The organism is Pseudomonas sp. 22189 (assembly GCF_052045635.1).
Classification (GTDB): Bacteria; Pseudomonadota; Gammaproteobacteria; order Pseudomonadales; family Pseudomonadaceae; genus Aquipseudomonas; species Aquipseudomonas parakoreensis.
The window spans coordinates 74,875-101,121 of record NZ_JBQEPG010000008.1 but is presented as its reverse complement, the minus strand read 5'-3'; the positions used below and the strand labels follow the sequence as shown (position 1 = coordinate 101,121).

Annotated in this window: 24 protein-coding genes; 14 read left to right on the top strand and 10 right to left on the bottom strand. The window is 61.4% G+C overall.

Annotated elements, in window-relative coordinates:
* The first annotated feature begins 22 nt into the window (after nt 1–22).
* A complete protein-coding gene (gbcB, locus tag ACTJKS_RS10705) occupies nt 23–1,123 on the top strand; it encodes a glycine-betaine demethylase subunit GbcB (protein WP_041069889.1) in 1,101 nt (366 codons plus the stop codon).
* Nucleotides 1,124–1,187: 64 nt separating this feature from the next.
* On the opposite strand, the gene ACTJKS_RS10700 is transcribed toward gbcB, so the two are convergent.
* Nucleotides 1,188–2,012 carry an SDR family oxidoreductase gene (locus ACTJKS_RS10700; RefSeq protein WP_108184027.1) on the bottom strand — a complete coding sequence of 275 codons (825 nt, stop codon included), beginning with the start codon at nt 2,010–2,012 and terminating at the stop codon, nt 1,188–1,190.
* Between the two features lie 162 nt (nt 2,013–2,174).
* The gene (locus ACTJKS_RS10695; protein WP_016772826.1) at nt 2,175–3,215 is read right to left on the bottom strand and encodes a threonine aldolase family protein; all 1,041 of its coding nucleotides are present in this window, start codon (nt 3,213–3,215) and stop codon (nt 2,175–2,177) included.
* Nucleotides 3,216–3,341: 126 nt separating this feature from the next.
* Here ACTJKS_RS10695 and ACTJKS_RS10690 point away from each other — a divergent pair, with 126 nt between their 5' ends.
* The 8 genes from ACTJKS_RS10690 to fdhA all read left to right on the top strand — a co-directional run bounded on the left by ACTJKS_RS10690 (nt 3,342) and on the right by fdhA (nt 13,364).
* A complete protein-coding gene (locus tag ACTJKS_RS10690) occupies nt 3,342–4,052 on the top strand; it encodes a conjugal transfer protein TraX (RefSeq protein WP_262948169.1) in 711 nt (236 codons plus the stop codon).
* 273 nt (nt 4,053–4,325) lie between these two features.
* A complete protein-coding gene (glyA, locus tag ACTJKS_RS10685; protein WP_041069902.1) occupies nt 4,326–5,579 on the top strand; it encodes a serine hydroxymethyltransferase in 1,254 nt (417 codons plus the stop codon).
* A gap of 20 nt (nt 5,580–5,599) precedes the next feature.
* Entirely contained in the window at nt 5,600–6,850 is a 1,251-nt protein-coding gene (locus tag ACTJKS_RS10680) for a sarcosine oxidase subunit beta (RefSeq protein ID WP_003206307.1), read from the top strand.
* A 14-nt stretch (nt 6,851–6,864) separates the two neighbouring features.
* Nucleotides 6,865–7,194 (top strand): sarcosine oxidase subunit delta, encoded by a 330-nt coding sequence (locus ACTJKS_RS10675; RefSeq protein ID WP_003228964.1) that lies wholly within the window; start codon nt 6,865–6,867, stop codon nt 7,192–7,194.
* The gene (locus ACTJKS_RS10670; RefSeq protein WP_142579971.1) at nt 7,191–10,208 is read left to right on the top strand and encodes a sarcosine oxidase subunit alpha; all 3,018 of its coding nucleotides are present in this window, start codon (nt 7,191–7,193) and stop codon (nt 10,206–10,208) included. Before ACTJKS_RS10675 ends, ACTJKS_RS10670 begins: the two co-directional genes overlap by 4 nt.
* Nucleotides 10,209–10,351: 143 nt before the next feature.
* The gene (locus ACTJKS_RS10665; RefSeq protein WP_108184024.1) at nt 10,352–10,984 is read left to right on the top strand and encodes a sarcosine oxidase subunit gamma; all 633 of its coding nucleotides are present in this window, start codon (nt 10,352–10,354) and stop codon (nt 10,982–10,984) included.
* A gap of 122 nt (nt 10,985–11,106) precedes the next feature.
* Nucleotides 11,107–11,964 carry a formyltetrahydrofolate deformylase gene (gene purU, locus ACTJKS_RS10660; RefSeq protein WP_064589552.1) on the top strand — a complete coding sequence of 286 codons (858 nt, stop codon included), beginning with the start codon at nt 11,107–11,109 and terminating at the stop codon, nt 11,962–11,964.
* A gap of 200 nt (nt 11,965–12,164) precedes the next feature.
* The gene (gene fdhA / locus ACTJKS_RS10655; protein ID WP_027610665.1) at nt 12,165–13,364 is read left to right on the top strand and encodes a formaldehyde dehydrogenase, glutathione-independent; all 1,200 of its coding nucleotides are present in this window, start codon (nt 12,165–12,167) and stop codon (nt 13,362–13,364) included.
* 54 nt (nt 13,365–13,418) lie between these two features.
* Here the strand turns inward: fdhA and ACTJKS_RS10650 are convergent, their stop codons facing one another.
* From ACTJKS_RS10650 to ACTJKS_RS10640, 3 genes are all read right to left on the bottom strand, one after another.
* Nucleotides 13,419–13,727, bottom strand: coding sequence for a hypothetical protein (locus tag ACTJKS_RS10650; RefSeq protein WP_430292057.1), 309 nt, complete (start codon nt 13,725–13,727; stop codon nt 13,419–13,421).
* Between the two features lie 210 nt (nt 13,728–13,937).
* Nucleotides 13,938–14,612: an anti-sigma factor gene (locus tag ACTJKS_RS10645; RefSeq protein ID WP_108184022.1), complete on the bottom strand. Its 675-nt coding sequence runs from the start codon at nt 14,610–14,612 to the stop codon at nt 13,938–13,940.
* A complete protein-coding gene (locus ACTJKS_RS10640) occupies nt 14,609–15,244 on the bottom strand; it encodes an RNA polymerase sigma factor (protein ID WP_041069918.1) in 636 nt (211 codons plus the stop codon). The genes ACTJKS_RS10645 and ACTJKS_RS10640 overlap by 4 nt, the downstream gene beginning before the upstream one ends.
* A gap of 148 nt (nt 15,245–15,392) precedes the next feature.
* On the opposite strand from ACTJKS_RS10640, the gene ACTJKS_RS10635 reads away from it, so the two are divergent.
* Nucleotides 15,393–15,950 (top strand): DUF2780 domain-containing protein, encoded by a 558-nt coding sequence (locus ACTJKS_RS10635; RefSeq protein WP_041069921.1) that lies wholly within the window; start codon nt 15,393–15,395, stop codon nt 15,948–15,950.
* Between the two features lies 1 nt (nt 15,951).
* On the opposite strand, the gene ACTJKS_RS10630 is transcribed toward ACTJKS_RS10635, so the two are convergent.
* Nucleotides 15,952–16,839: an acyltransferase gene (locus tag ACTJKS_RS10630; protein WP_041069925.1), complete on the bottom strand. Its 888-nt coding sequence runs from the start codon at nt 16,837–16,839 to the stop codon at nt 15,952–15,954.
* A gap of 245 nt (nt 16,840–17,084) precedes the next feature.
* On the opposite strand from ACTJKS_RS10630, the gene rloA2 reads away from it, so the two are divergent.
* From rloA2 to creD, 4 genes are all read left to right on the top strand, one after another.
* Nucleotides 17,085–17,588, top strand: coding sequence for a retropepsin-like aspartic peptidase RloA2 (rloA2, locus tag ACTJKS_RS10625; protein ID WP_041069928.1), 504 nt, complete (start codon nt 17,085–17,087; stop codon nt 17,586–17,588).
* A gap of 68 nt (nt 17,589–17,656) precedes the next feature.
* Nucleotides 17,657–18,337 carry a two-component system response regulator CreB gene (creB, locus tag ACTJKS_RS10620; protein WP_041070160.1) on the top strand — a complete coding sequence of 227 codons (681 nt, stop codon included), beginning with the start codon at nt 17,657–17,659 and terminating at the stop codon, nt 18,335–18,337.
* A complete protein-coding gene (creC, locus tag ACTJKS_RS10615; protein ID WP_108184021.1) occupies nt 18,337–19,755 on the top strand; it encodes a two-component system sensor histidine kinase CreC in 1,419 nt (472 codons plus the stop codon). Before creB ends, creC begins: the two co-directional genes overlap by 1 nt.
* Before the next feature lie 171 nt (nt 19,756–19,926).
* A complete protein-coding gene (gene creD, locus ACTJKS_RS10610; RefSeq protein ID WP_108184020.1) occupies nt 19,927–21,297 on the top strand; it encodes a cell envelope integrity protein CreD in 1,371 nt (456 codons plus the stop codon).
* A 205-nt stretch (nt 21,298–21,502) separates the two neighbouring features.
* Here the strand turns inward: creD and ACTJKS_RS10605 are convergent, their stop codons facing one another.
* The 4 genes from ACTJKS_RS10605 to ACTJKS_RS10590 form a co-directional block, all read right to left on the bottom strand.
* Nucleotides 21,503–22,132, bottom strand: a complete 630-nt coding sequence (locus ACTJKS_RS10605) for a glutathione S-transferase (protein WP_108184018.1) — start codon at nt 22,130–22,132, stop codon at nt 21,503–21,505.
* 133 nt (nt 22,133–22,265) lie between these two features.
* Nucleotides 22,266–22,445 carry a hypothetical protein gene (locus tag ACTJKS_RS10600; RefSeq protein ID WP_108184017.1) on the bottom strand — a complete coding sequence of 60 codons (180 nt, stop codon included), beginning with the start codon at nt 22,443–22,445 and terminating at the stop codon, nt 22,266–22,268.
* Nucleotides 22,442–23,566, bottom strand: coding sequence for a PepSY-associated TM helix domain-containing protein (locus ACTJKS_RS10595; RefSeq protein WP_047297144.1), 1,125 nt, complete (start codon nt 23,564–23,566; stop codon nt 22,442–22,444). The genes ACTJKS_RS10600 and ACTJKS_RS10595 overlap by 4 nt, the downstream gene beginning before the upstream one ends.
* Nucleotides 23,567–23,640: 74 nt before the next feature.
* Nucleotides 23,641–26,067: a TonB-dependent siderophore receptor gene (locus ACTJKS_RS10590; protein WP_108184016.1), complete on the bottom strand. Its 2,427-nt coding sequence runs from the start codon at nt 26,065–26,067 to the stop codon at nt 23,641–23,643.
* Nucleotides 26,068–26,247: the final 180 nt, after the last annotated feature.

The window sequence follows — 26,247 nt, the reverse complement described above, 5'->3', positions numbered from 1 at the left end:
ACAGTCGGCCGTGGAGAACAGCATGTCCAACAGCTTCCTGAATCCGGTCACCACCCAGACCTGGGCCAATGGCCGACACATCGTCCGTTGCGTCAAAGTCATCCAGGAAACCTGGGACGTACGCACCTTCTGCTTCATGGCCGACCAGCCGATCCTGTTCTTCTTCAAGCCTGGGCAGTTTGTAACCCTGGAGCTGGAAATCGACGGTCAGCCGATCATGCGTTCGTACACCATCTCCAGTTCGCCGTCGGTGCCGTACAGCTTCTCGGTGACCATCAAGCGCGTGCCGGGCGGCAAGGTTTCCAACTGGTTGCACGACACCCTGCATGAAGGCCAGGAGCTGGCGGTGCACGGGCCGGTCGGGCTGTTCAATGCCATCGACTTCCCGAGCCCGAAAGTGCTGTATCTCAGCGGTGGTGTGGGGATCACCCCGTGCATGTCGATGGCGCGCTGGTTCTACGACACCAACGCCAATGTCGACATGACCTTTATCCACAGCGCCCGCTCGCCGAAAGACATCATTTATCACCGCGAGCTGGAGCACATGGCGTCGCGGATCGACAACTTCAGCCTGCACCTGATCTGCGAGAAACACGGACTGGGCGAGCCGTGGGCCGGCTATCGCGGCTACCTCAATCACAAGATGCTGGAGCTGATGGTTCCCGACTTCCTTGAGCGCGAAGTGTTCTGCTGCGGCCCGACGCCGTACATGACCGCCGTCAAGCGCCTGCTCGAAGCCGCCGGCTACGACATGTCGCGTTATCACGAGGAATCCTTCGGTGCGACTCCTCCTGAAGCCCGCGCCGACGCGGTGGAGCAAGCCGAACAGGCCGCCGAGGCACCGGAAATCGATGCGGCGGATCTGCATCAGGTCGAGTTCACCGCCTCCGGCAAGAGCATTCGCGTGGCCCCGGGCGAAACCGTGCATGCAGCGGCGGCCAAGCTGGGCCTGATGATTCCGAAAGCTTGCGGCATGGGCATTTGCGGCACGTGCAAGGTGATGAAACTGGGCGGCGAAGTGGAGATGGAGCACAACGGCGGGATTACCGAGGACGACGAGGCCGAGGGATACATTTTGTCGTGCTGCAGCGTGCCGAAAGGCGACGTCAGAATCGAATTCTGAGCCGGATCCCTGTAGGAGCTGCNAAGATCGCAGCCTTCGGCAGCTCCTACAGGAGTAGGTATTTTCAGTCGACGAACAAGTCGGGCATTAGGTGGGCCGTGCTGTCCGGATCAAATCGGTAGTGATCGAATTCGGTCACGCCGTTCTCGCGCAAAATCTCCTCATCAATCAACAGCTGGCCAGTGATCTGCCGTTGGTGGCTGCTCAAAATCACATGCGCCGCATCCGCCATGATCGAAGGCAGGCGCGCATGCTTGAACGACTCGCGGTTCCCCAGCTGAAACTCGATCGCCGCCGTGGCAATCATCGTCTGCGGCCACAGCGAATTGACGCTGATGCCGTAACTGGCGAATTCCTCGCTCATGCCCACCGTCAGCATGCTCATGCCGTACTTGGTCACGGTGTAAGGGCTGTACTGGGCGAACCATTTGCTCGCCAGATTCAGTGGCGGCGACAGGTTGAGGATGTGCCCGGCGGATTTCTTCAGATAGGGCAGGGCGGCCTGGCTGCACAGCAACACGGCGCGGGTGTTGATCTGGTGCATCAGGTCGAACCGCTTGAGTTCGATGTGTTGCACACCGGTCAACTTGATCGCCCCGGCATTGTTCACCAGCGCATCGATGCCACCGAAATGCGCGTTGGCCTGGGCCAGCGCACGGCGCACCGCGTCTTCATCACGTACATCCAGTTGCAGCGCCAAGGCGTTGCCGCCGGCCGCTTCGACTTCTGCGGCGACGCTGTGGATGGTGCCCGGCAATTTCGGATGGGCTTCGGCGCTCTTGGCCGCAATCACGATATTGGCCCCGTCCTTCGCGGCCCGCAGCGCAATCTCACGCCCGATGCCACGGCTGGCGCCGGTGATGAACAGGGTTTTGCCTTGTAGCGACATGCCGATGCTCCTGCTTGTTGTTATGTGAGCGGAGGGCTCGACAGACAATGTAGACCAAGGAACATCGCAATCCCTGTAGGAGCTGCCGCAGGCTGCGATCTTTTGATTTTNAAGATCAAGATCAAAAGATCGCAGCCTGCGGCAGCTCCTACAGAGGAAGAATCAGGCGGACATCACTTCGCGGATATCGCGGGCCAGTTCGCGCACACGTTCTTCTTCGGTGTCCCACGAGCACATGAAACGCGCGCCGCCCTTGCCGATGAAGGTGTAGAAGCGCCAGTTTTTCGCGGTCAGCGCGGCGATGGCCGGTTCCGAGAGTTGCAGGAACACGCCGTTGGCCTGCACCGGGAACATCAGTTCCACACCCGGGATGTCGCTGACCAGCTCGGCCAGCAGTTGCGCGCAGTGGTTGGCGTGGCGGGCGTATTTGAGCCACGCATCGTTTTCGAGGATGCCGACCCACGGTGCCGACAGGAAGCGCATTTTCGACGCCAGTTGCCCGGCCTGTTTGCAGCGGTAATCGAAGTCTTCGGCCAGTTTGTGGTTGAAGAACAGGATTGCCTCACCCACCGCCATGCCGTTTTTGGTGCCGCCGAAGCACAACACATCGACGCCGGCTTTCCAGGTCAGGTCGGCTGGCGAGCAGCCGAGGAACGCGCAGGCGTTGGAGAAACGCGCGCCGTCCATGTGCAGGTGCAGGCCCAGCTCCTTGCAGGTGGCGCTGATGGCGCGGACTTCTTCCGGGGTATAGACGCTGCCGACTTCAGTGGCCTGGGTCAGGGTCACGACCCGTGGTTTCGGGTAGTGGATGTCCTGGCGCTTGAGCGCGACTTCGCGGATCGACTGCGGGGTGATCTTGCCGTTTTCGGTGCCGGCGATCAGCAGTTTCGAGCCGTTGGAGAAGAATTCCGGGGCGCCGCATTCGTCGGTTTCGACGTGGGCGGTTTCCGAGCAGATCACGCTGTGGTAACTCTGGCACAGCGACGACAGTGCGAGCGAGTTGGCGGCAGTGCCGTTGAAGGCGAAGAACACTTCGCAGTCGGTTTCGAACAGCTTGCGGAAATGGTCGGCCGCGCGTGCGGTCCATTCATCGTCGCCATAAGCGCGCTGGTGGCCGTGGTTGGCCTGTTCCATGGCGGCCCAGGCTTCAGGGCAGATACCGGAGTAGTTGTCGCTGGCGAATTGTTGGCTCTTGTCGGTCATGGCCGGCTTCCGTGGTCGAGACTCTTGTGAAGGCTCGTGGTCAATGAGGGTGCGCACTTTACCGAAGATCTTCCGGGGAGCACACGGGATGTCACTGTCAGGAAATTACCAGTTTGTTACCCGATTATGCACGTGACTAAACGCGACGGCGCACTCGATCTGCTCAAGTGGCTGGCGCTGCTGAGCATGCTGCTCGATCACCTGCGATATGTCGGGATCAGCGCCGATTGGCTGTATGTGCCGGGGCGCATGGCATTCCCGTGGTTCTGTCTGGCGATGGCGGCGAACCTGGCCCGTGCCGGTGCGCAGAAGACCGAGTGGCGCTATCTGGGCTGGTTGCTGCTGTTCAGCGTGGTCAGTGAAATTCCTTATCGTTTGTACATTCCTGATCCCGACACCTTGAACGTGATGCCCACCCTGGCGCTGGGGTTGCTGGTGGCGCGGGGCTGGCAGGATCGTACGTCGTTGTCGCGGCTTTTGGGCGTGGGCGCCTTGCTGCTGGCGGCGCTGTTTTCGCAGTGGCTGATGTTCGGCGTGTTTGGCGTGCTGTTGCCGCTGGCGCTGCTGTGGGTGATCCGTCGCCCCTGGTATTTGGGCCTGCTGCCGGGGCTGGTGTGTCTGGCGGGCAATCAGTGGCGGGTGCTGTATGAGGCGGCGGAGTTCGGTAACTACGTGGCGGTGTTTGGCATCGCGGCGTGTCTGTTTGCGCCATTGCTCGGGCTGTTCCTGTTGCGACACGCGCGACATCTCCAGCCGCCACCGATGCGGCGCTGGGGCTACGCCCTCTATCCTGCACATTTCCTCCTGCTGCTACTTATCCGCCAAGTCGCCGCATAACCCTGTGGGAGCTGGCTTGCCAGCGATAGCGGTGGGTCAGCCATCNTGTGCTATCGCCATCGCTGGCAAGCCAGCTCCCACAGGGTTCTTCAGTGTTTTCGAGATCGAGTCTGGCAAGACCATTTCGAGCCATGTCGTAAACGCACCTTTGTGTGGCGTCCGTAGGCATCTGGGCTGTCTGCGCCGGCCATACCATCGCATCAAAGGGCACCTCCGCAAGCCGCGTGCCTGACCAAGACGAAAAGGCGCACCGACGCCGCTGGGAGAGACGCGATGTTCAGCAAGCAAGACCAGATCCAGGGTTACGACGATGCACTGCTGGCGGCGATGAATGCCGAAGAGCAACGTCAGGAAGATCACATCGAGCTGATCGCGTCGGAAAACTACACCAGCAAGCGCGTCATGCAAGCGCAAGGCAGTGGCCTGACCAACAAATACGCCGAAGGTTATCCGGGCAAGCGCTACTACGGTGGCTGCGAGCATGTGGATAAAGTCGAAGCGCTGGCCATCGAACGCGCCAAGCAACTGTTCGGTGCCGATTACGCCAACGTCCAGCCACACTCCGGTTCCTCGGCCAACAGCGCCGTGTATCTGGCACTGATCCAGCCGGGCGACACCATTCTCGGTATGAGCCTCGCTCATGGCGGTCACCTGACCCACGGCGCCAAAGTGTCGTCCTCGGGCAAGCTGTACAACGCGGTGCAGTACGGGATCAACACCGACACCGGGCTGATCGATTACGACGAAGTCGAGCGTCTGGCCGTCGAGTGCAAGCCGAAGATGATCGTTGCCGGTTTCTCTGCTTATTCGAAGACGCTGGACTTCCCGCGCTTCCGCCAGATCGCCGACAAGGTGGGTGCGCTGCTGTTCGTCGACATGGCCCACGTTGCCGGTCTGGTCGCTGCTGGCCTGTACCCGAATCCGCTGCCGTACGCCGACGTGGTCACCACCACCACCCACAAGACCCTGCGCGGTCCACGTGGCGGTCTGATCCTGGCCAAGTCCAACGAAGAGATCGAGAAAAAGCTCAACGCCGCGGTATTCCCCGGCGCCCAGGGCGGCCCGCTGATGCACGTCATCGCCGGTAAGGCGGTGTGCTTCAAGGAAGCGCTGGAGCCCGGTTTCAAGGCCTATCAGCAACAAGTGATCGATAACGCCAAGGCCATGGCCAGCGTGTTTATCAAACGTGGCTACGATGTAGTGTCCGGCGGTACCGACAACCACCTGTTTCTGGTCAGCCTGATCCGTCAGGGCCTGACCGGCAAAGATGCTGACGCCGCCCTTGGCCGCGCGCACATCACCGTCAACAAGAACGCCGTGCCGAACGACCCGCAGTCGCCGTTCGTGACCTCGGGCCTGCGCATCGGCACCCCGGCCGTCACCACGCGTGGCTTCAAGGTCGCCCAGTGCGAAGCGCTGGCCGGCTGGATCTGCGACATCCTCGACAACCTCGGTGACGCCGACGTTGAAGCGAATGTGGCCAAGAACGTCGCGGCACTGTGCGCCGACTACCCGGTTTATCGCTGAGCGGTTTGGAGTAAATGACTATGCAACGCTATTCGGGCTTCGGCCTCTTCAAACACTCCCTCAGCCACCACGAGAACTGGCAGCGCATGTGGCGCACGCCGACGCCGAAGAAGGTCTACGACGTGGTCATCGTTGGCGGCGGCGGGCACGGTCTGGCGACCGCCTACTATCTGGCGAAAGAGCACGGCATCACCAACGTGGCCGTGGTCGAGAAAGGCTGGCTGGGCGGCGGCAACACCGCGCGCAACACCACCATCGTGCGTTCCAACTACCTGTGGGACGAGTCGGCGCACCTGTACGAACACGCGATGAAACTGTGGGAAGGTCTGTCGCAGGATCTGAACTACAACGTGATGTTCTCCCAGCGCGGCGTCTACAACCTGTGCCACACCCTGCAGGACATCCGTGATTCCGAGCGTCGGGTCAGCGCCAACCGCCTCAACGGCGTCGACGGCGAACTGCTCAACGCCAAGCAAGTGGCCGACGAGATCCCGTACCTCGACTGCTCGAAAAACACCCGCTACCCAGTGATGGGCGCGACCGTTCAACGTCGTGGCGGCGTTGCCCGTCACGATGCCGTGGCTTGGGGCTTTGCCCGTGCCGCCGACGCCTTGGGGGTGGACTTGATCCAGCAGACCGAAGTCATCGGTTTCCGCAAGGAAAACGGCGTGTGCATCGGCGTTGAAACCAATAAGGGTTTCATCGGCGCCAAACGCGTCGGCGTGGTCACCGCCGGTAACTCCGGACACATGGCCAAGCTGGCCGGTTTCCGTCTGCCGATCGAATCCCACCCGCTGCAGGCACTGGTGTCCGAGCCGATCAAGCCGATTATCGACAGCGTGATCATGTCCAACGCCGTGCACGGCTACATCAGCCAGTCCGACAAGGGCGACCTGGTGATCGGCGCCGGTATCGACGGCTACAACGGCTATGGCCAGCGCGGTTCGTACCCGGTGATCGAGCACACCATCCAGGCCATCGTCGAGATGTTCCCGGTGCTGTCGCGGGTGCGCATGAACCGCCAGTGGGGCGGCATCGTCGACACCACCCCGGACGCTTGCCCGATCATTTCGAAAACCCCGGTACCGAACATGTTCTTCAACTGCGGTTGGGGCACCGGCGGCTTCAAAGCCACACCTGGCTCGGGCAACGTGTTTGCCGCGAGTCTGGCCAAGGGTGAAATGCACCCATTGGCGGCACCGTTCTCCATCGACCGTTTCCACAACGGCGCACTCATCGACGAACACGGCGCTGCTGCCGTCGCCCACTAACAGGAGAAATCCCCATGTTGCATATCTTCTGTCCTCACTGCGGCGAACTGCGCTCCGAAGAGGAATTCCACGCATCCGGTCAGGCGCACATCCCGCGTCCGCTGGATCCGAACGCCTGCACCGATGAAGAGTGGGGCGACTACATGTTCTTCCGCGACAACCCGCGTGGTCTGCACCACGAGCTGTGGGATCACGTCGCCGGCTGCCGCCAGTACTTCAACGTCACCCGCGACACCGTGACCTACGAGATTCTCGAAACCTACAAGATCGGCACCAAGCCGCAATTCACCGACAAGGCTGATACGGCAAAAACAGCCACGACGGCGCTGGGAGAGAAGGTATGAGCCAGACCAATCGCCTGTCCAACGGTGGACGGATCGACCGCAATAAAGTGCTGAGCTTCACCTTCAACGGTCAGAGCTACAAAGGCTTCGAGGGCGACTCCCTGGCCTCGGCACTGATCGCCAACGGCGTCGACATCATCGGCCGCAGCTTCAAGTATTCGCGTCCTCGCGGGATCTTCGCCGCCGGTGCCGAAGAGCCGAACGCCGTGCTGCAGATCGGTGCCACCGAAGCCACGCAGATCCCCAACGTGCGCGCCACGCAACAGGCGCTGTACCAAGGCCTGGTCGCCACCAGTACCAACGGCTGGCCGAGCGTCAACAACGACATGATGGGGATTCTCGGCAAGGTCGGCGGCAAGCTGATGCCGCCGGGTTTCTACTACAAAACCTTCATGTACCCGCAATCGTTCTGGATGACGTACGAGAAGTACATTCGCAAGGCTGCCGGTCTGGGCCGTTCGCCGACCGAAGTCGATCCGGACACCTACGACTACATGAACCAGCACTGCGACGTGCTGATCGTCGGCGCCGGCCCTGCCGGTCTGGCGGCTGCTCTGGCGGCTGCGCGCAGTGGTGCGCGGGTGATCCTCGCCGATGAGCAGGAAGAGTTCGGCGGCAGCCTGCTCGATTCGCGCGAAAGCCTCGACGGCAAACCAGCGATGGAGTGGGTGGCCAGCGTCATCGCTGAATTGAAGAACACTCCGGACGTGCTGCTGTTGCCGCGCGCCACCGTTAACGGTTACCACGACCACAACTTCCTGACCATTCATGAACGCCTCACCGATCACCTCGGCGACCGCGCGCCAATCGGTCAGGTGCGTCAGCGCATTCACCGTGTCCGCGCCAAGCGTGTGGTGCTGGCGACCGGTGCCCACGAGCGTCCGCTGGTCTACGGCAACAACGACGTGCCGGGCAACATGCTCGCCGGTGCGGTCTCGACATACGTGCGCCGTTACGGCGTGGCACCGGGCAAGAAGCTGGTGCTGACCACCAACAACGATCACGCCTACCGCGTGGCGCTGGACTGGCTCGACGCCAGCCTGCAAGTGGTGGCCATTGCCGATGCACGGAGCAATCCGCGTGGTGCACTGGTTGAAGAAGCCCGCGCCAAAGGCATTCGCATCCTCACCGGCAGCGCCGTGATCGAGGCCCGTGGCAGCAAGCGCGTCACCGCAGCCCGCGTTGCCGCAATTGACGTCAAAGCGCACACCGTGACCAGCCCGGGCGAATGGCTCGACTGCGACGTGATCGCCAGTTCCGGCGGTTACAGCCCGGTGGTGCACCTGGCTTCGCACCTCGGTGGCAAGCCGATCTGGCGTGAAGACATCCTCGGTTTCGTACCGGGCGAAGCACCGCAGAAGCGTGTGTGCGTCGGCGGCATCAACGGCGTTTACGGCCTCGGAGATTCGCTGGCCGATGGTTTCGAAGGTGGCGCACGCGCTGCCAGTGAAGCCGGTTTTGCGGTGGTCGAAGGCACGCTGCCAAAAGCGCTGAGCCGTCTCGAAGAAGCGACCCTGGCGCTGTTCCAGGTGCCGCACGAGAAGGGCACTTCGCGTGCGCCGAAGCAATTCGTCGACCTGCAGAACGACGTCACCGCCGCCGCCATCGAACTGGCGACCCGCGAAGGTTTCGAGTCGGTCGAACACGTCAAACGCTACACCGCGCTGGGCTTCGGCACCGATCAGGGCAAGCTCGGCAACGTCAACGGCCTGGCCATCGCCGCGCGTTCGCTGAACGTGACCATCCCGCAGATGGGCACCACGATGTTCCGCCCGAACTACACGCCGGTAACGTTCGGCGCGGTAGCCGGTCGTCACTGTGGGCATATCTTCGAGCCGGTGCGCTACACCGCACTGCATCAATGGCACCTGAAAAACGGCGCCGAGTTTGAAGACGTCGGCCAGTGGAAACGTCCGTGGTACTTCCCGAAAAACGGTGAAGACATGCACGCCGCAGTGAAGCGCGAATGCAAAGCCGTGCGCGACAGCGTCGGCCTGCTCGACGCTTCGACCCTGGGCAAGATCGACATTCAAGGCCCGGATGCCCGTGAGTTCCTCAACCGCGTGTACACCAACGCCTGGACCAAGCTCGACGTGGGCAAGGCGCGTTACGGCCTGATGTGCAAAGAAGACGGCATGGTCTTCGACGACGGCGTCACGGCCTGCCTGGCCGACAACCATTTCGTCATGACCACCACCACTGGCGGCGCCGCGCGCGTGCTGCAATGGCTGGAGCTGTACCACCAGACCGAATGGCCGGAGATGAAGGTGTACTTCACCTCGGTCACCGACCACTGGGCGACGATGACCCTGTCCGGCCCGAACAGCCGCAAGCTGCTCAGTGCCGTGACCGACATCGACCTGGCCAACGAAGCGTTCCCGTTCATGACCTGGAAAGAGGGTCTGGTCGGCGGTGTGCCGGCGCGGGTGTTCCGTATCTCGTTTACCGGTGAACTGTCGTACGAAGTCAACGTCCAGGCCGACTACGCGATGGGCGTGCTGGAGAAAATCGTCGAGGCCGGCAAACAGTACAACCTGACTCCGTACGGCACCGAGACCATGCACGTCCTGCGGGCCGAGAAGGGTTTCATCATCGTCGGTCAGGACACCGACGGCTCGATGACCCCGGACGACCTGAACATGGGCTGGTGCGTCGGTCGCACCAAACCGTTCTCGTGGATCGGCCAGCGCGGCATGAATCGCGAAGACTGCGTGCGTGATCAGCGCAAACAACTGGTGGGTCTGAAGCCGATCGACCCGAACGTCTGGCTGCCGGAAGGCGCGCAACTGGTGTTCAACACCAAGCAGGCGATCCCGATGACCATGGTCGGCCACGTGACCTCCAGCTACGCGCACAACTCCCTCGGCTATTCGTTTGCCATGGGTGTGGTCAAGGGCGGTCTGAAGCGCATGGGCGAGCGGGTGTTTGCACCGCTGGCCGATGGCAGCGTGATCGAGGCAGAGATCGTTTCTTCGGTGTTCTTCGATCCGAAGGGGGATCGGCAGAACATCTGACGGCCTCAAGAACTGTGGGCGGGCGGCTATTCGCGAGCAGGCTCGCTCCCACATTCGACCGCGTTCCCCTGTGGGAGCGAGCCTGCTCGCGAAAGCGGCAGTTCAGCCACCGCAGGAACCAACAGAATTCAGGAAGGTGCTTTATGACCACAGCCAACGTGTACCAACAACGCCCGACCACCGGTGCCCGTGCCGAGTCGTCGCTGCACCATGCCGACCTCGCCAGCCTGGTCGGCAAGGGTCGCAAGAACGCCGGCGTCATCGTGCGTGAAAAGAAACTCCTCGGTCACCTGACCATTCGTGGCGATGGCCACGATGCAGCCTTCGCCGCCGGCGTGCACAAGGCCCTCGGCGTTGAGTTGCCCGGCGCCCTGAGCGTGATCGTCAAAGGCGAAACCAGCCTGCAATGGATGGGCCCGGACGAGTGGCTGCTGATCGTGCCAAGCGGTGAAGAATTCGCCGCCGAACAGAAACTGCGCGAAGCGCTGGGCGACCTGCACATCGCAATCGTCAACGTCAGCGGCGGCCAGCAAGTGCTCGAACTGAGCGGGCCGAACGTGCGTCAGGTGCTGATGAAATCCACCAGCTACGACGTGCACCCGAACAACTTCCCGGTCGGCAAAGCAGTGGGCACGGTGTTCGCCAAGTCGCAGCTGATGATTCGCCACACCGCCGAAGACACCTGGGAATTGCTGATCCGCCGCAGCTTCTCGGATTACTGGTGGTTGTGGTTGCAGGATGCTTCGGCCGAGTACGGCCTCAGCGTTCAGGCCTGACCTGTTGTGACTGCTTTTGTGGTGATGGGATTCATCCCCCCACCACAAAAGCAGCTCAGTGTAGGTCAGCCCAGTACAGAGTTCACTCTGCTCACAGATGTTGAAACAGGAGTCACCGCACCATGAGCCGCGCACCAGACACATGGATTCTGACCGCCGACTGCCCCAGCGTGCTCGGCACGGTGGACGCGGTGACGCGTTTTCTGTTCGAGCAGGGTTGCTACGTCACCGAGCACCATTCCTTCGATGACCGGCTCTCGGGCCGCTTCTTCATTCGTGTGGAGTTCCGCCAGCCCGACGGCTTTGACGAACAGTCCTTCCGCGCCGGCCTCGCCGAGCGTGGTCAGGCGTTTGGCATGGTCTTCGAGCTGACTGCGCCGAACTACCGGCCGAAAGTGGTGATCATGGTCTCCAAGGCCGATCACTGCCTCAACGATTTGCTCTACCGCCAGCGCATCGGCCAGTTGTCGATGGACGTGGCGGCGGTGGTGTCCAACCACCCGGATCTCAAGCCGCTGGCCGACTGGCACCAGATTCCCTACTACCATTTCCCCCTCGACCCCAACGACAAGCCGTCGCAGGAGCGTCAGGTGTGGCAGGTGATCGAAGAGTCCGGCGCCGAACTGGTGATCCTCGCCCGCTACATGCAGGTGCTGTCACCGGAGTTGTGCCGCAAGCTCGATGGCAAGGCGATCAACATCCATCACTCGTTGCTGCCGGGGTTCAAGGGTGCCAAACCCTATCACCAGGCCTACAACAAGGGCGTGAAACTGGTCGGCGCCACGGCGCACTACATCAACAACGACCTCGATGAAGGGCCGATCATCGCCCAGGGTGTCGAGGCGGTGGATCACAGTCATTACCCGGAAGATTTGATCGCCAAGGGGCGTGATATCGAGGGCCTGACTTTGGCCCGGGCCGTGGGTTATCACATCGAAAGAAGGGTGTTTTTGAACGCCAACAGAACCGTTGTTCTTTAGATCGCCATCGCTGGCAAGCCAGCTCCCACAGGGATTTGTGTCGTACACAATTTTTGAGTTCCACCCGAAACCCGTGGGAGCTGGCTTGCCAGCGATGAGGCCATAACAGGCAACACAACAATCAGCATCTGTACCCGAGCACTTAACGCGCTGCCTGCCTGGGCAACGCGGTTCCATAAAAACAACAGCGAGGTGAAAGCATGTCTGGCAATCGTGGTGTGGTGTATCTCGGCGCTGGCAAGGTCGAAGTACAGAAAATCGACTATCCGAAAATGCAGGACCCGCGTGGCAGGAAGATCGAGCACGGGGTGATCCTGCGTGTGGTGTCCACCAACATTTGTGGCTCCGACCAGCACATGGTGCGCGGCCGGACCACGGCGCAGACCGGTCTGGTGCTGGGCCATGAAATCACTGGCGAAGTGATCGAGAAGGGTTCCGACGTCGAGAACCTGAAAATCGGCGACCTGGTCTCCGTACCGTTCAACGTGGCTTGCGGGCGCTGCCGTTCCTGCAAGGAGCAACACACCGGCGTCTGCCTGACCGTCAACCCGGCCCGTGCCGGCGGTGCTTACGGTTATGTCGACATGGGCGACTGGACCGGCGGCCAGGCTGAATACGTGCTGGTGCCGTACGCCGACTTCAACCTGCTGAAACTGCCGGATCGCGACAAGGCCATGGAGAAAATCCGCGACCTGACCTGCCTCTCCGACATTCTGCCAACCGGCTATCACGGTGCGGTGACGGCGGGCGTTGGCCCGGGCAGCACCGTGTACATCGCGGGCGCCGGCCCGGTCGGTCTGGCCGCTGCGGCCTCGGCGCGCTTGCTGGGCGCGGCGGTGGTGATCATCGGCGACGTCAACACCATCCGCCTGGCGCACGCCAAGGCTCAGGGTTTTGAAGTGGTCGACCTGTCCAAGGACACGCCGCTGCACGAGCAGATCGCTGCACTGCTGGGCGAACCGGAAGTCGATTGCGCGGTGGACTGCGTGGGCTTCGAAGCCCGCGGCCACGGGCATGACGGGGTGAAAGCCGAAGCCCCGGCCACCGTACTCAACTCGCTGATGGGCGTGGTGCGCGTCGCCGGCAAGATCGGTATTCCGGGCCTGTACGTGACCGAAGATCCGGGGGCCGTGGACGCCGCCGCAAAAATGGGCAGCCTGAGCATCCGCTTCGGCCTGGGCTGGGCCAAATCCCACAGCTTCCACACCGGCCAGACCCCGGTGATGAAATACAACCGCCAGCTGATGCAGGCGATCATGTGGGACCGCATCAACATCGCCGAAGTGGTGGGTGTGCAAGTCATCAGCCTCGACCAGGCGCCGGAAGGTTACGGCGAGTTCGATGCCGGTGTGCCGAAGAAGTTTGTGATCGATCCGCATCGGTTGTTCAGTGCGGCGTAAGTTTTACGCATAGGAATAGGCAACCCGATGGGTTGCCTTTTTTGAGTAACCAAACTATTTAAATGCGCACTTGCTGGCATCGCCGTCAGCGGTTGCACAATCTTCACCTTTCCAATTGCTTCCGGTGGCTTTTACCGGAACGCCGAGCCGCAGGCCCGAAGACGCACCCATATCGTTCTTGCCTTCATATCGGCAGATGACAACCGAATCGGCTGTGTCTTTGTCTTTAAGGCGTGCTGAGGTAAAGGTGAGATCTTCAGCGTCTTGAGAGTGAGTGATCGACACCGTCGGGCAAGTGGCTGCGTAAGCGGTGCTCATCATGGCCAGGCTGATTACGATGCCCGTGGCAATTGTCAGCTTCATCATTTGTACTCCGTTACATAAATGGGAGCCGCAATGATCGCGTGCATGATTAGTAACGCCTACTGTCAGATCTGACAGGTTCATGGATCGTTTTGAAATATCGATCAGCCTGACGCGCAACCAATGGGCCTAAAAGATCGCAGCCTTCGGCAGCTCCTACAGGGAGCGATGCAGGAGCTGCCGAAGGCTGCGATCTTTTGATTTTTGCAATCAGAGGGCTGCCAAAGCGCCTTGGTAAAGCACCGGACCGGTCGGCTGTCCGGTCGGCGAACCACCTTTCGGCTCCAGACTCACCGCCAGCGCAATCGGCTGGCCGATCAAGGCTTTCTGCGCCGCGCTCAGTTCAACCTTGCCTTTGCCGCCTGCAGGAATCACCCCCAGCGAAATCGGCTTGCCATCGGCGGGTATCGCCCACAGTTCCAGGCTGCGATCTGGCCCGACTGCCGCCAATGTCAGCGGTTCGACCTGCAGATAGTCCGCATGCGCCTCGACCTTCAGCGCCGGTTGCGCGTCGGCACTCAGCAGGGTTGCGCGATAGCGGGCGTCGTCGCGGTTGTACAGGGAACCGAGGAACACCAGCACCACGATCGAACACAGCGCGGCAGTGACCCGCAGCCAGTTCCAGAACGGACGTTTTTCCGGGACGTGCAGTACTTGCGGTTCGATGCGCGCAGTGATGCCTTGCCACACCCGATCCGGCACCGGTTGCTCTGGAACCGCGTCGGTCAGGCTGGCAAGGCTTTCCTGCCAGTGAGCGAGTTCTGTGCGCAGTGCTGCATCGTCCAGCAGCAATTGTTCAAAGCGCCGACGCGCCGCCGACGACATCAGGCCGATGGCGTAATCGGCAGCGAGGGCGCGGCGCAGGGCAGGGGTCTGGTAGTTCATGATTCAAGGCACCTGCGCAGACGTTCCATGCCACGGCGAATCCACGATTTCACCGAACCCAGCGGCGCGGCCAGGTGTTCGGCGAGTTCCGAGCAGGACAGGCCCTGAAAGTAGGCGACGCTGATCGACTGGCGTTGCATGCCGTCGAGGGTGTCGAGGCAACGGTGCAACGCGCTGGCTTCGCGGCTGCTGTTCAACAGGTCGTGGGCCGAAGGGCCTTCGTCCGGCAGGGTGGCCTGTTCGAAGTCGGTCAGCGGCCGGTCACGCTGTTTGCGTAACTGGTCGATGGCTTGGTGGCGAGTGATGTTGATCATCCAGGTCAGCGGCGCCGACAAATGGGCTTCGTAGCGCGAGGCGTTGTTCCAGATGCGCACGAAGCTTTCCTGCAGCACGTCCTCGGCCAGATCTGCCCGGCCCATGAAACGCAAGGCGACACCGTGCAAGCGCGGGCCGACGCTGCGATAGAGGGTTTCGAATGCACGCCGATCGCCCAGTGAGCACTGGGCCAACAACTGGCGCAACTGATCGGGGTCGGCGGTGGAAATGACGGTTCTCCAGGCAATGGGCGGACGACGAGGGCGCTGCTCGGGCTGTTCACAGGCTAGTTCAGCGACAGCGCTTGTGCCATTCATCTCGGGTTATCCACGGTTTCACGTTTTATATACGTGGCTATCCTGAAAATGGATGCGTCGGCGAGGAACATGCCAGCGCAAACCCGGTCAAATCGGCAGTTTTGCCGCCCCTAGACGGGCGGTTACCACAGTGCAAGAGGATGTCTGAATGAAGATTTCACGCGGTATGGCCTTGGCTTCACTGATGACCCTTGCAGCGAGCCCGGTGTTTGCCGGTTTCAGCTTGAACGATGTCGCCGGTGCAGTCTCGGGTATGCAAGGGGGGGACAAGGCTGCCGCCGCTGCACCGACTTCGGAAACCGCTGGATTGCTGAGTGCCTTGAGTGCGCTGAACGTCACGCCCCAGCAAGCTGTAGGGGGAACCAGTGCGATGTTGGGTCTGGCCAAGAACCAATTGAGCAGCACCGATTATTCGCAGTTGGCCAAAGAAGTGCCGGGCATCGACAAACTGTCGGGCGGTAGCGGCAATCTGGCGGCATTGAGCGGGTTGCTGGGCTCGTCGGGCAAGTCAGCCGGGTTGGAAAATGCGCTGGGCAACGTCAAGACCACCAGCGACCTGAACAACGCTTTCAGTGCGCTGGGCATGGACAGCGGCATGGTGGGCCAGTTTGCCCCGGTGATCCTGCAATACCTGGGTCAACAGGGTGTTGGCGGTTCGCTGTTGAGCAGTCTGGGCAACATCTGGGGCGCCGGCAGCGGCAGCTGATTCAGCCGCGCTCACCGCGCAGTTCGCTGATGCGCTGATCCTTCTCGGTCCAGAGCTGGTTGACCCAGTTCTGGACCTGCTGGCGAAACTGCGGATCGTTCTCGTAATCGCCCTGCGACAGCGCCGGGTCGAGTTCGCGGGTCTGGATGTCGACGATCACCCGCGGCACGCTGCCGCTGATCAGATCCCAGAACCCGGGAATGTTCTCCTGTGGATAAACCACGGTCACGTCGAGCAATGCATCCAGCTGCTCCCCCATCGCCGCCAGCACAAACGCCACGCCACCGGCCTTGGGTTTGAGCAGGTGTCTGAACGGTGACTGCTGCTGCGCACTTTTCGCCGCGGTGTAGCGAGTACCTTCCAGATAATTCACGACCGTTACCGGCTGGCGCTTGAACAGCTCGCAGGCCTGTTTGGTGATTTCCAGATCCTTGCCCGCCAGCTCCGGATGCTTCGCCAGAAACGCCTTGCTGTAGCGCTTCATGAACGGGTAATCCAGCGCCCACCACGCCAGACCAAGGAACGGCACCCAGATCAGCTCTTTCTTGAGGAAGAACTTGAAGAACGGCGTGCGCCGATTGAGGGTCTGGATCAGCGCCGGAATGTCGACCCACGACTGGTGGTTGCTGACCACCAGATACGAGGTGTCACCGCGCAGATCTGCGCCGCCGCGAATGTCCCACTGAGTGGGGATGCACAGACGAAAGATCAGTTTGTCGATTTCCGCCCATGTCTCGGCAATCCACATCACCGCCCACGAGGCGTAATCGCGCCAGCGCCCTGGCGCAATCAGTTTGAGCAGGGCAAAGACCATCAACGGCCCGATCAGGATCAGGGTGTTGAGCAATAGCAGCAGGGTGACGAAACAGCCGGTGAGCAGGCGGCGCATAAGCAACTCTATGAAGGCGGATGGGCGCGCCATGATAAGTGGCTTCGGGCGACAGGCCAAATCGGCAGTGACGAATGTTTCACCTTTTAACCCTTAAGATCAAAAGATCGCAGCCTTCGGCAGCTCCTACCCGATCGCTGTAGGAGCTGCCGAAGGCTGCGATCTTTTGATCCTGATTGAGCCGAACGAATTCAAAGGCCACGGTCTAAAATCCCGTTGCCCAACTCCCCAAGGAAGCCCTCTACGTGAAATCCCTCCTTGCACTGTTTGCCCTCGTCGCCCTGCCGGTCATGGCCGCCGAACCGACCCTGTACGGGCGTTATGAATACATCGCGCTGCCGGAAATCGGTGGTGAGGTGCTCAAGGCCAAGATGGACACCGGCGCGCTGACCGCCTCGCTGTCGGCCAAGGACATTGAGACCTTCACCCGCGACGGTGAAAACTGGGTGCGCTTCCGCCTCGGCACCAAGGACGCCAGCAACAAAGTGTACGAGCACAAGATCGCGCGGATCAGCAAGATCAAGAGCCGCTCGGATGAAGAGGACGAGGGTGACAGCACCGAAGTCGCCAAACGCCCGGTGGTCGATCTGGAACTGTGCCTGGGCAACGTCAAGCGTACCGTTGAGGTCAACCTGACCGACCGCAGCAACTTCAACTACCCGCTGCTGATCGGTGCCAAGGCCTTGCGCGAGTTTGGCGCCGCAGTGAACCCGGCGCGGCGTTTCACCGCCGACAAGCCAGACTGCTGAGTGGTCTCATTGACGTAACGTCAGGCTTGGGGCACCGTTCGCGCACTTAACCCATGGGCTCGGACGCCATGCCTCATATCCTGATTGTCGAAGACGAAGCGGCGATTGCCGATACGCTGATTTTTGCCCTGCAGGGCGAGGGGTTCACGACCACGTGGCTGAGCCTTGGCGCCGCGGCGCTGGAACATCAACGGCAGACCCCGGCCGACTTGATCATTCTCGATATCGGCCTGCCGGACATCAGCGGTTTCGAAACCTGCAAGCAGCTGCGGCGCTTCAGTGAAGTGCCGGTGCTGTTCCTCAGTGCCCGGGACGCCGAGATCGACCGGGTGGTGGGGCTGGAGATCGGCGCCGACGATTACGTGGTCAAGCCGTTCAGCCCGCGTGAGGTGGCGGCGCGGGTACGGGCGATTCTCAAGCGCATGGCGCCGCGTCCTGCGGTTGAAGCGTCCTCGACGCTGTTTCGCATCGATGCCGAGCGTGTGCAGATCGTCTATCGGGGACAGCCGTTGAGCCTGACCCGCCATGAATTTCGCCTGTTGCAATGCCTGCTCGAACAACCGCAGCGGGTGTTCAGCCGCGAGCAACTGCTCGACGCGCTAGGCGTTGCCGCCGACGCCGGCTACGAGCGCAGCATCGACAGCCACATCAAAAGCGTGCGCGCCAAATTGCGTCTGGTGCGGGCCGACGCCGAGCCGATCCAGACTCATCGTGGCCTCGGTTACAGCTACAGCCCGGGGCACAGTTGATGTCGCTGGGGCTGCGGATTTTTCTGGTGTATGTGCTGTTTGTCGGCCTGACCGGTTACTTCGTGCTCAACACGGTGATGGAAGAAATCCGCCCCGGTGTGCGTCAGTCCACCGAAGAAACCCTGGTTGACACCGCCAACCTGATGGCGGAAATCCTGCGTGATGATTTCAAGGCCGGCACGCTCAGCGAGAACCGCTGGCCCGAGTTGTTGCGTGCCTACGGCGAACGCCAGCCGCAGGCGACCATCTGGGGGTTGCCGAAAAATCAGGTCAACCATCGCATCTACGTCACCGACGCCAAAGGCATCGTGGTCCTGGATTCCAGTGGCGTGGCGGTCGGGCAGGATTACTCGCGCTGGAACGACGTCTACCTGACCCTGCGCGGCGCATACGGTGCGCGCTCAACCCGCAGCGATCCGAACGACCCGGCGTCGTCGGTGATGCACGTCGGCGCGCCGATCCGCGACAACGGCAAAATCATCGGCGTGGTCACCGTGGCCAAGCCCAATAGCTCTTTGCAGCCTTACGTCGATCGCACCGAGCGGCGTTTGCTGTTTTACGGGGCCGGGCTGATCGGCCTTGGCCTGCTGTTCGGTGCCTTGCTGTCGTGGTGGCTGAGCCGCGCGTTGCACCGTTTGACCGGTTACGCCAAAGCGGTCAGTGAGGGGCGCCGGGTGGAGGTGCCGCATTACCGTGGCGGCGAACTGGAGCAACTGGCCACGGCGGTGGAGCAGATGCGCACCCAACTGGAAGGCAAGGCTTACGTCGAACGCTACGTGCACACGCTGACCCATGAATTGAAGAGTCCGCTGGCGGCCATTCGCGGTGCCGCGGAGTTACTGCAGGATGAAATGCCAGCGATTCAGCGCCTGCGCTTTGTCGGCAACATCGACAGTGAAAGCGCGCGGATGCAGCAGTTGATCGAGCGCCTGTTGAATCTGGCTCAGGTGGAACAGCGCCAGGGTCTCGAGGAGCGCGTGGCGGTGCCGCTGGCAGCGCTGGTCGATGAACTATTGCGCGCGCAGGCAGCGCGGGTCGAAGGCCGGCGGCTCACGGTCGAGCAGACCATTGCGCCGGATCTGACGCTGATCGGCGAGCCGTTTCTGCTGCGTCAGGCGCTGGGCAATCTGCTGGACAATGCAGTGGATTTCACCCCGATCGCCGGGTTGCTGCGTTTCAGTGCCGAACGTGTCGGGGAGCAGGTCGAGTTGCGCGTGTTCAACGAAGCCGCCCCGATTCCCGATTACGCCTTGCCGCGCTTGAGTGAGCGGTTTTATTCGTTGCCGCGTCCGGACAGTGGGCGCAAGAGCACCGGGTTGGGGCTGAACTTTGTTGAAGAGGTGGTGAAGTTGCATGGTGGGTCGATGCAGATTCGCAATGTCGAGAGCGGTGTGGAAGTGATTTTGCGCCTGCCTTGAAAGCGTAAAAAAGATCGCAGCCTTCGGCAGCTCCTACATGGGATTGCGTTCCCCTGTAGGAGCTGCCGAAGGCTGCGATCTTTTGATCTTTCCACACAAACTCCACAATCGCCCCATATTCCTCCCACACAGCCCAACCAGACTCTGCCCCATCCAAACAGGGAGAGTCCCATGAACAAGAATCTGACCATAAAGCTCGGGGCCATTGCCCTGTTGATCCTGCTGTTGCTGATCCCGCTGCTGATGATTGACGGCATCATCGACGACCGCCAGCAACTGCGCGACGGCGTGCTCGAAGACATCGCCCGCAGTTCCAGCTACAGCCAGCAACTGAGCGGGCCGGTGATGGTGGTGCCGTATCGCAAGGTGGTACGCACCTGGAAGACCAACGAGAAAACCAATCAGCGCTATGAAGAGCTCGGCGAGGAACGCGGTCGTTTGTACTTTCTGCCGGAGCGCTTCGAGCTCGACGGCCAGGTGCAGACCGAGCTGCGCGCCCGGGGCATTTACCAAGCGCGATTGTTCCATGCTGACAATCGCATCAACGGGCATTTCTCCTTGCCGGCGCAGTTAGGCATCAAAGAAGACTTTGCCGATTACCAGTTCGACGCGCCGTTTCTGGCGGTGGGCATCAGTGATATTCGCGGCATTGAAAACGCGCTGAAACTGGAACTCGACGGCCAGCGTCTGGACTTTGTGCCTGGCACCCAGGTGGGCTGGCTCGGCGAAGGCGTGCGGGTCATGTTGCCGACACTGGACACCCGTAACGCCACGGAGCTGACCTTCGGTTTCGACCTGCGTCTGCAAGGCACCGGTTCGTTGCAAGTGCTGCCGGTGGGCAAAACCAGCCGCGTCAGCCTGGCGGCGAACTGGCCGCACCCCAGCTTCATCGGCAACTTCCTGCCGGGCAAACGCGAGATCAGTGATCAGGGTTTCAGCGCCGATTGGCAGACCTCGTTTTTCTCCACCAACCTGCAAGAAGCGATGAATCGCTGTGTGATGGGCAATGATTGCGAGGCGTTCAACGGGCGCAGTTTTGGCGTGAGTTTCATCGACCCGGTGGATCAGTACCTGAAGAGTGACCGTGCGATCAAATATGCGTTGTTGTTTATTGTCCTGACCTTCGCCGGTTTCTTCCTGTTCGAGGTGCTCAAGAGTCTGGCGGTGCACCCGGTGCAATACGCGTTGGTCGGGGTGGCGCTGGCGTTCTTCTACCTGTTGTTGCTGTCGCTGTCGGAGCACATCGGCTTTGCTTTGGCCTACCTGTTGTCGGCCAGTGGTTGTGTGTTGTTGATCGGATTTTATGTCTGTCACGTGCTGCACAGCGTGCGCCACGGCCTGAGTTTTTCCGCGGGATTGGCGGCGTTGTATGGCCTGCTGTATGGCCTGCTGAGCGCCGAGGACTATGCGCTGCTGATGGGGTCGCTGTTGCTGTTCGGCCTGCTCGGGGTGTTCATGGTGCTGACGCGCAAACTCGATTGGTACGGGATCGGGCAGAAACCGGCCAGGCCGCTGGCGTTTGATGTGGAGGCGATGCAATGAGCGGGTTGGGATTGCGTGAAGATCAGCGAGAGGTGGAGGTTTTGGTGACGCTGATTGTTGCAGCACTGCCGCCGCAACCCAGGTGGTGCCATCGCTGGCAAGCCAGCTCCCACAGGATTTGTGCTGAAACAGAGGGTTCTGTCATACCCAAAGCCATTGTGGGAGCTGGCTTGCCAGCGATGAGGCCAGAACAGGCTCCGCCGATTTAAGGCTTGGGCAGGGTGGCGACCATGGACGGTCGCTGACTCACATTAAAGAACCAGTTGGCCAGTTGTGGATTGGCGCTGCGCCAGTCCAGATCCGGATGACGCAGATCAAGGTAACCCAGCGCACAAGCGACGCTGATGGCGGCCACGTCGAAATGGCTGGTCAGCTCGGCGATGGCGTCACTTTCCAGATAGGCCAGGGCGCGGCGGATCTTCTCGCGCTGGGCCTCGAGCCATTCGTCCCAGTGTTTTTCCGGGGCGCGCAATACCAGTTCGTAACGCACCATCACCGAGGCGTCCATGATCCCGTCGGCCAGCGAGGCCAGGGTCAGACGCCGCCAGCGGGCCGAACCTTCGCGAGGGATCAGTGGATTGCCGACGTGTTGCTGGTCGAGGTATTCGAGGATCACGCGGCTGTCATGGATCACGCTGCCGTCGGCCAGACGCAGGGCCGGGATCTTGCCCAGCGGGTTGTCGGCGTTGAGCGCAGCGTCCGGGCTGACCGGGCTGAGCACGCAGTCTTGCAGAGCGACGCGATCCTGCTGGCCGGTCTCATGCAGCAGCACCATCACTTTGCGCACGAACGGGGAGAGCGTGTTGTGGAACAGGGTCATGCTGGGGGCGGACATTGGCAAACCTCGGTGGTCATCGAAGAACAGCAGGTTAGCCGTAGGAGCTGCGGAACGCTGCGATCTTTTGATCTTGATATTAAAAAAAGGATCAAGAGCAAAAGATCACAGCATTCGCAGCTCCTTCAGGTGTTCAGTTTCGCGGCAACAAACCTCTAATGGCCAGATACGCCGGAACGCCCAGCCCGATCCAGCTCAACGCATCCCAGATTCCATCGCCCAACAACGCCGCAAACAACCCCGCCGCACTCAGCAGCGCAATCACCAGCGGCGTGCTGAAGACCTTCCAGAAATTACTCTGACGCGGCTTCATGCGGCAGCCTCCACCGTCACCGGTTTCGCCGCTTTACGCCGCACCATCCACAGATACACGCCACTGCCAAGGACGATGATGGTCAGCACGTCGAGGGTCGCCCAGAGGATTTTCATCGGCATGCCGCCGTAGTCACCGAAGTGCAATGGCTGCGACAGGCCCATGGCGTCCATGTACCACGGGCGCTCGGCCACGGCGGTGACCTGCAGGGTGCCGGCGTCGATCAGCACCGGCGTCAGCAGGTGCGAGGTCAGGTGCGTGCCGCCCTTCATGAACACCGCGTAATGATGCTCGCTGGAAAACCGCGTGCCGGGGAAGGCGATGAAGTCCGGGTTCATCCCCGGCGCCACGTCCCGGGCGATGTCGAGCAGGCGGGTGGCCGGGGCCAGTCGGGTCAGCGGCGGGGCATCGCGGTAGGGCGCGACCATGGCGGTCAGCGAGTCATTGCGCCACGCGGCGATGATCAGATCGGCACAGGCGCTGATCACTCCGGTGACACCGACCACCAGCGCCCAGGTCAGCGTAACCACGCCGATCAGGTTGTGCAGGTCGAGCCAGCGCAGCCGGGAGGACTTGTCCTGGCGCACGGTGCCGAACTGCAAGCGGCGCATGAACGGCAGGTACAACACAGTCCCCGAAATGATCGCGACCACGAACAGCAAACCCATGAACGCCAGCAGCAACTTGCCCGGCAGGCCGGCGAACATGTCCACATGCAGGCGCAGGATGAACAGCATCAGCCCGCCATTGGCTGACGGGGTTTCCAGCGCTTCACCGGTGCGCGCATCGAGCATGAACGTGTGCGACGAGTTCGGTTCGGTACCGGCGGTTTTCGCCATGATGGTCAGCACGGCGTTGGGCTCGTCGTCCTCGAAACCGAAGTACTGCACCACTTCGCCGGGACGATGCTTTTCTGCGGCCTCGACCAGTTGCGCCAGGTTCAGGCGCGGGGTGTCGGCGGGCATTTCGCGCACTTGCGGGGCATCGCCGAGCAGGTGCTCGATCTCGTGATGGAAAATCAGCGGCAGACCGGTCAGTGCCAACAGCAGCAAAAACACGGTGCAGATCAGGCTGGTCCAGGTGTGGATGAACGACCAGCGGCGAATTGTTTTACTTTTCATTTCATGACCTTCAAAAACACCGAAGCCGTCCACGGGGGACGGCCTGGTGACAGGACCTGTTTCAGCTCAAGCGATTACCACTTGTAGGTGGCGCTGGCGACGACGCTGCGCTGGTCGCCGTAGTAGCAATAGAAGCCGTCGCAGGTGGAGATGTAGTCCTTGTCGAACAGGTTGGTGGCATTGACCGCGACCGATGCACCTTTGAGGCTGTTGTCCAGGCGGCCGAGGTCGTAGTGCACGGAGGCATCGAACACGGTGTAAGCATCGGCCTTGCCCAGCCAAGTGTTGCCCTGATCGCCGTAGGTGTTGCCGGTGTAACGCACGCCACCGCCGATACCGAAGCCGTCGAGTACGCCGTTGTGCCAGGTGTAATCGGTCCACAGCGAGGCCTGCTGGTTCGGCATCAGCTGCAGGCGGTTGCCTTTGTAGTCGCCTTTCTGCACTTCGGACTTGGCCAGGGTGTAGGCGGCAATCACTTTCAGGTTATCGGTGACGTCCGAGGTCGCCTCCAATTCCAGGCCTTTGACTTTCACTTCGCCGGTCTGGCTGGTGATCGGGGTGTTGCCGACGGTGGTGGTGACTGCGACGTTTTTCTGCGTCAGGTCATACACGGCGGCGGTCAGCAGGGTCTTGCTGCCCGGTGGCTGGTACTTGACGCCCATTTCCCACTGCTTGCCTTCGGTCGGCTTCAGCGAACCGGTGGAGGAGGCGTCGGCGCCGGTGGTGGGCTGGAAGGATTCGGCGTAGGAAATGTACGGGACGAAGCCTGAGTCGAACACGTAGCTGAGCGCTGCGTTACCACTGAAGTTCTTGTCGCGCTGGGTGTTGGTCGCGTCGGCCTTGTTGAAGAATTTGGTGCCGGTGTGGACCCAGTCTTCACGACCGCCCAGTGTCAGGCGCCATTGGTCGAGGGCCATCTGGTCCTGCACGTAGAGGCCGGTCTGGTAGGTCTTCTGGTCGTAGTCGTAATACGCGGTCGAGCGATCCGGACGAACGATCGGCTGGCCGTAGATCGGCTTCAGCACGTTGGTTTTCAGACCGTCACCGTAGATCGACAGGTAGTTGGTGTTGCTGCGCTGGTGATCCAGCCCCAACAGCACGGTGTGGCGAATGTCACCGGTGGCGAAGTCGGCCTGGAAGTTGTTGTCCACCGCGAACTGGCTGATGTCTTCGTCAACGCTGGTGCTGGTGCGCCCGACGTTGCCTTGATCGTCCACCTGGGTGTACGGGTAAGAACCGACGGTCAAGGCCTGGAACGACAGATCCGACTTGGTGTAACGCAGGTTCTGCTTGAACTGCCAGACATCGTTCAGCCGGTGTTCAAACGCATAACCGAGCGCGTAGTAGGTGCGGTCGTAGTATTCCCAATCCGGGTCGCCGAGATTTTTGTGGTGCGAGACGCTACCGAACGGCATGTCGATCTTGGTGCCCTGCACCGGCAGGAACTGGCTGGTAATGCCGGTATCGTCGCGGGTGAACTGGCTCAGCAGGGTGAACCTGGTGTCGTCGTCGATGTTCCAGGTCAGGCTCGGCGCGATGTTGTAGCGCTTGTTTTCGATGTGATCGATCTGCGTGTCGCTGTCGCGCACCACACCGCTGATGCCGTAGAGAAACTGGCCGGCGTCGTCGATCTTGCCGGTGCTGGCGAAGTTGATCTGGCGATGGTTGTCGCTGCCGTACTGCAACTGGATTTCGCTGCTGGCGTCGCTGCTCGGGCGCCTGCTGACCATGTCCAGCAGGCCGCCCGGCGGGGTCTGGCCGTAGACGGAAGAGGCCGGGCCGCGCAGCAGGGCAAGGCGATCGAGGTTCCAGGTTTCCTGTTTCGGGTTGGCGTACACGCCTTTTGGCAGTGGCAGGCCATCGAGGAACTGGGTCGGCTCGAAGCCACGCACGCGCAGCCAGTCGGCGCGGGTGTCGCTGCCGTAGCTGCTGGCGGTAATGCCCGGCATATAACGCACGGCGTCATCGAGGCTGTGCACGCTGCGGTCGTCCATTTGCTGACGGGTGGCGACCGAGATCGAGCGCGGTGCTTCGACCAGCGCGGTGTCGGTCTTGGTGCCGGCGGCGGTGCGGGTGGCGGTGTAGCCTTCGACCGGGCCCCAGGCCGTTTCCAGGTTTTCCACGCCGATCACGGCGGTTTCCGGCAGCGCCAGTGTCCCTTCAGGCACGGCAACCAGGCTGTAGGTGCCCGTGCTGCTTTGTTCCAGTTGCAGACCGGTGCCTTGCAGCGCTGCGCGCAGAGCGCCGGCGGCGTCGTATTGCCCGTTGACCGGCGCCGAGGTCTTGCCCGCCGCCAGCGACGGATTGAGCGACAGCGCGAGGCCACCCTGGCTGGCGATCTGGTTCAGCGTCGTCGACAGCGGCGCCGCCGGCAGGTTGTAGGCACGCACGCTGGACGCCTGTTCAGCGGCGAGCAACGGGTTGCTGATCAGCGGCGCGCTGAGGGCAATGGCAACGGCCAGCAGACTGGGGCGCAACAAGGTGTCTAGCGAACGGGACATGCGAAGGCTCCTGAATGGAAATATTTCTCAATTGCCTGTGTGCCGGACGAGAATTGAAAAGTGATAGGGCTGGATGAAAATAATGTCGATTAACTGAAAAGTGACTGAGAACCTGTGGCGAGGGAGCTTGCTCCCGCTGGAGCGCGAAGCGGTCCCTGCTGTCTTTCAGATAAATCGCAT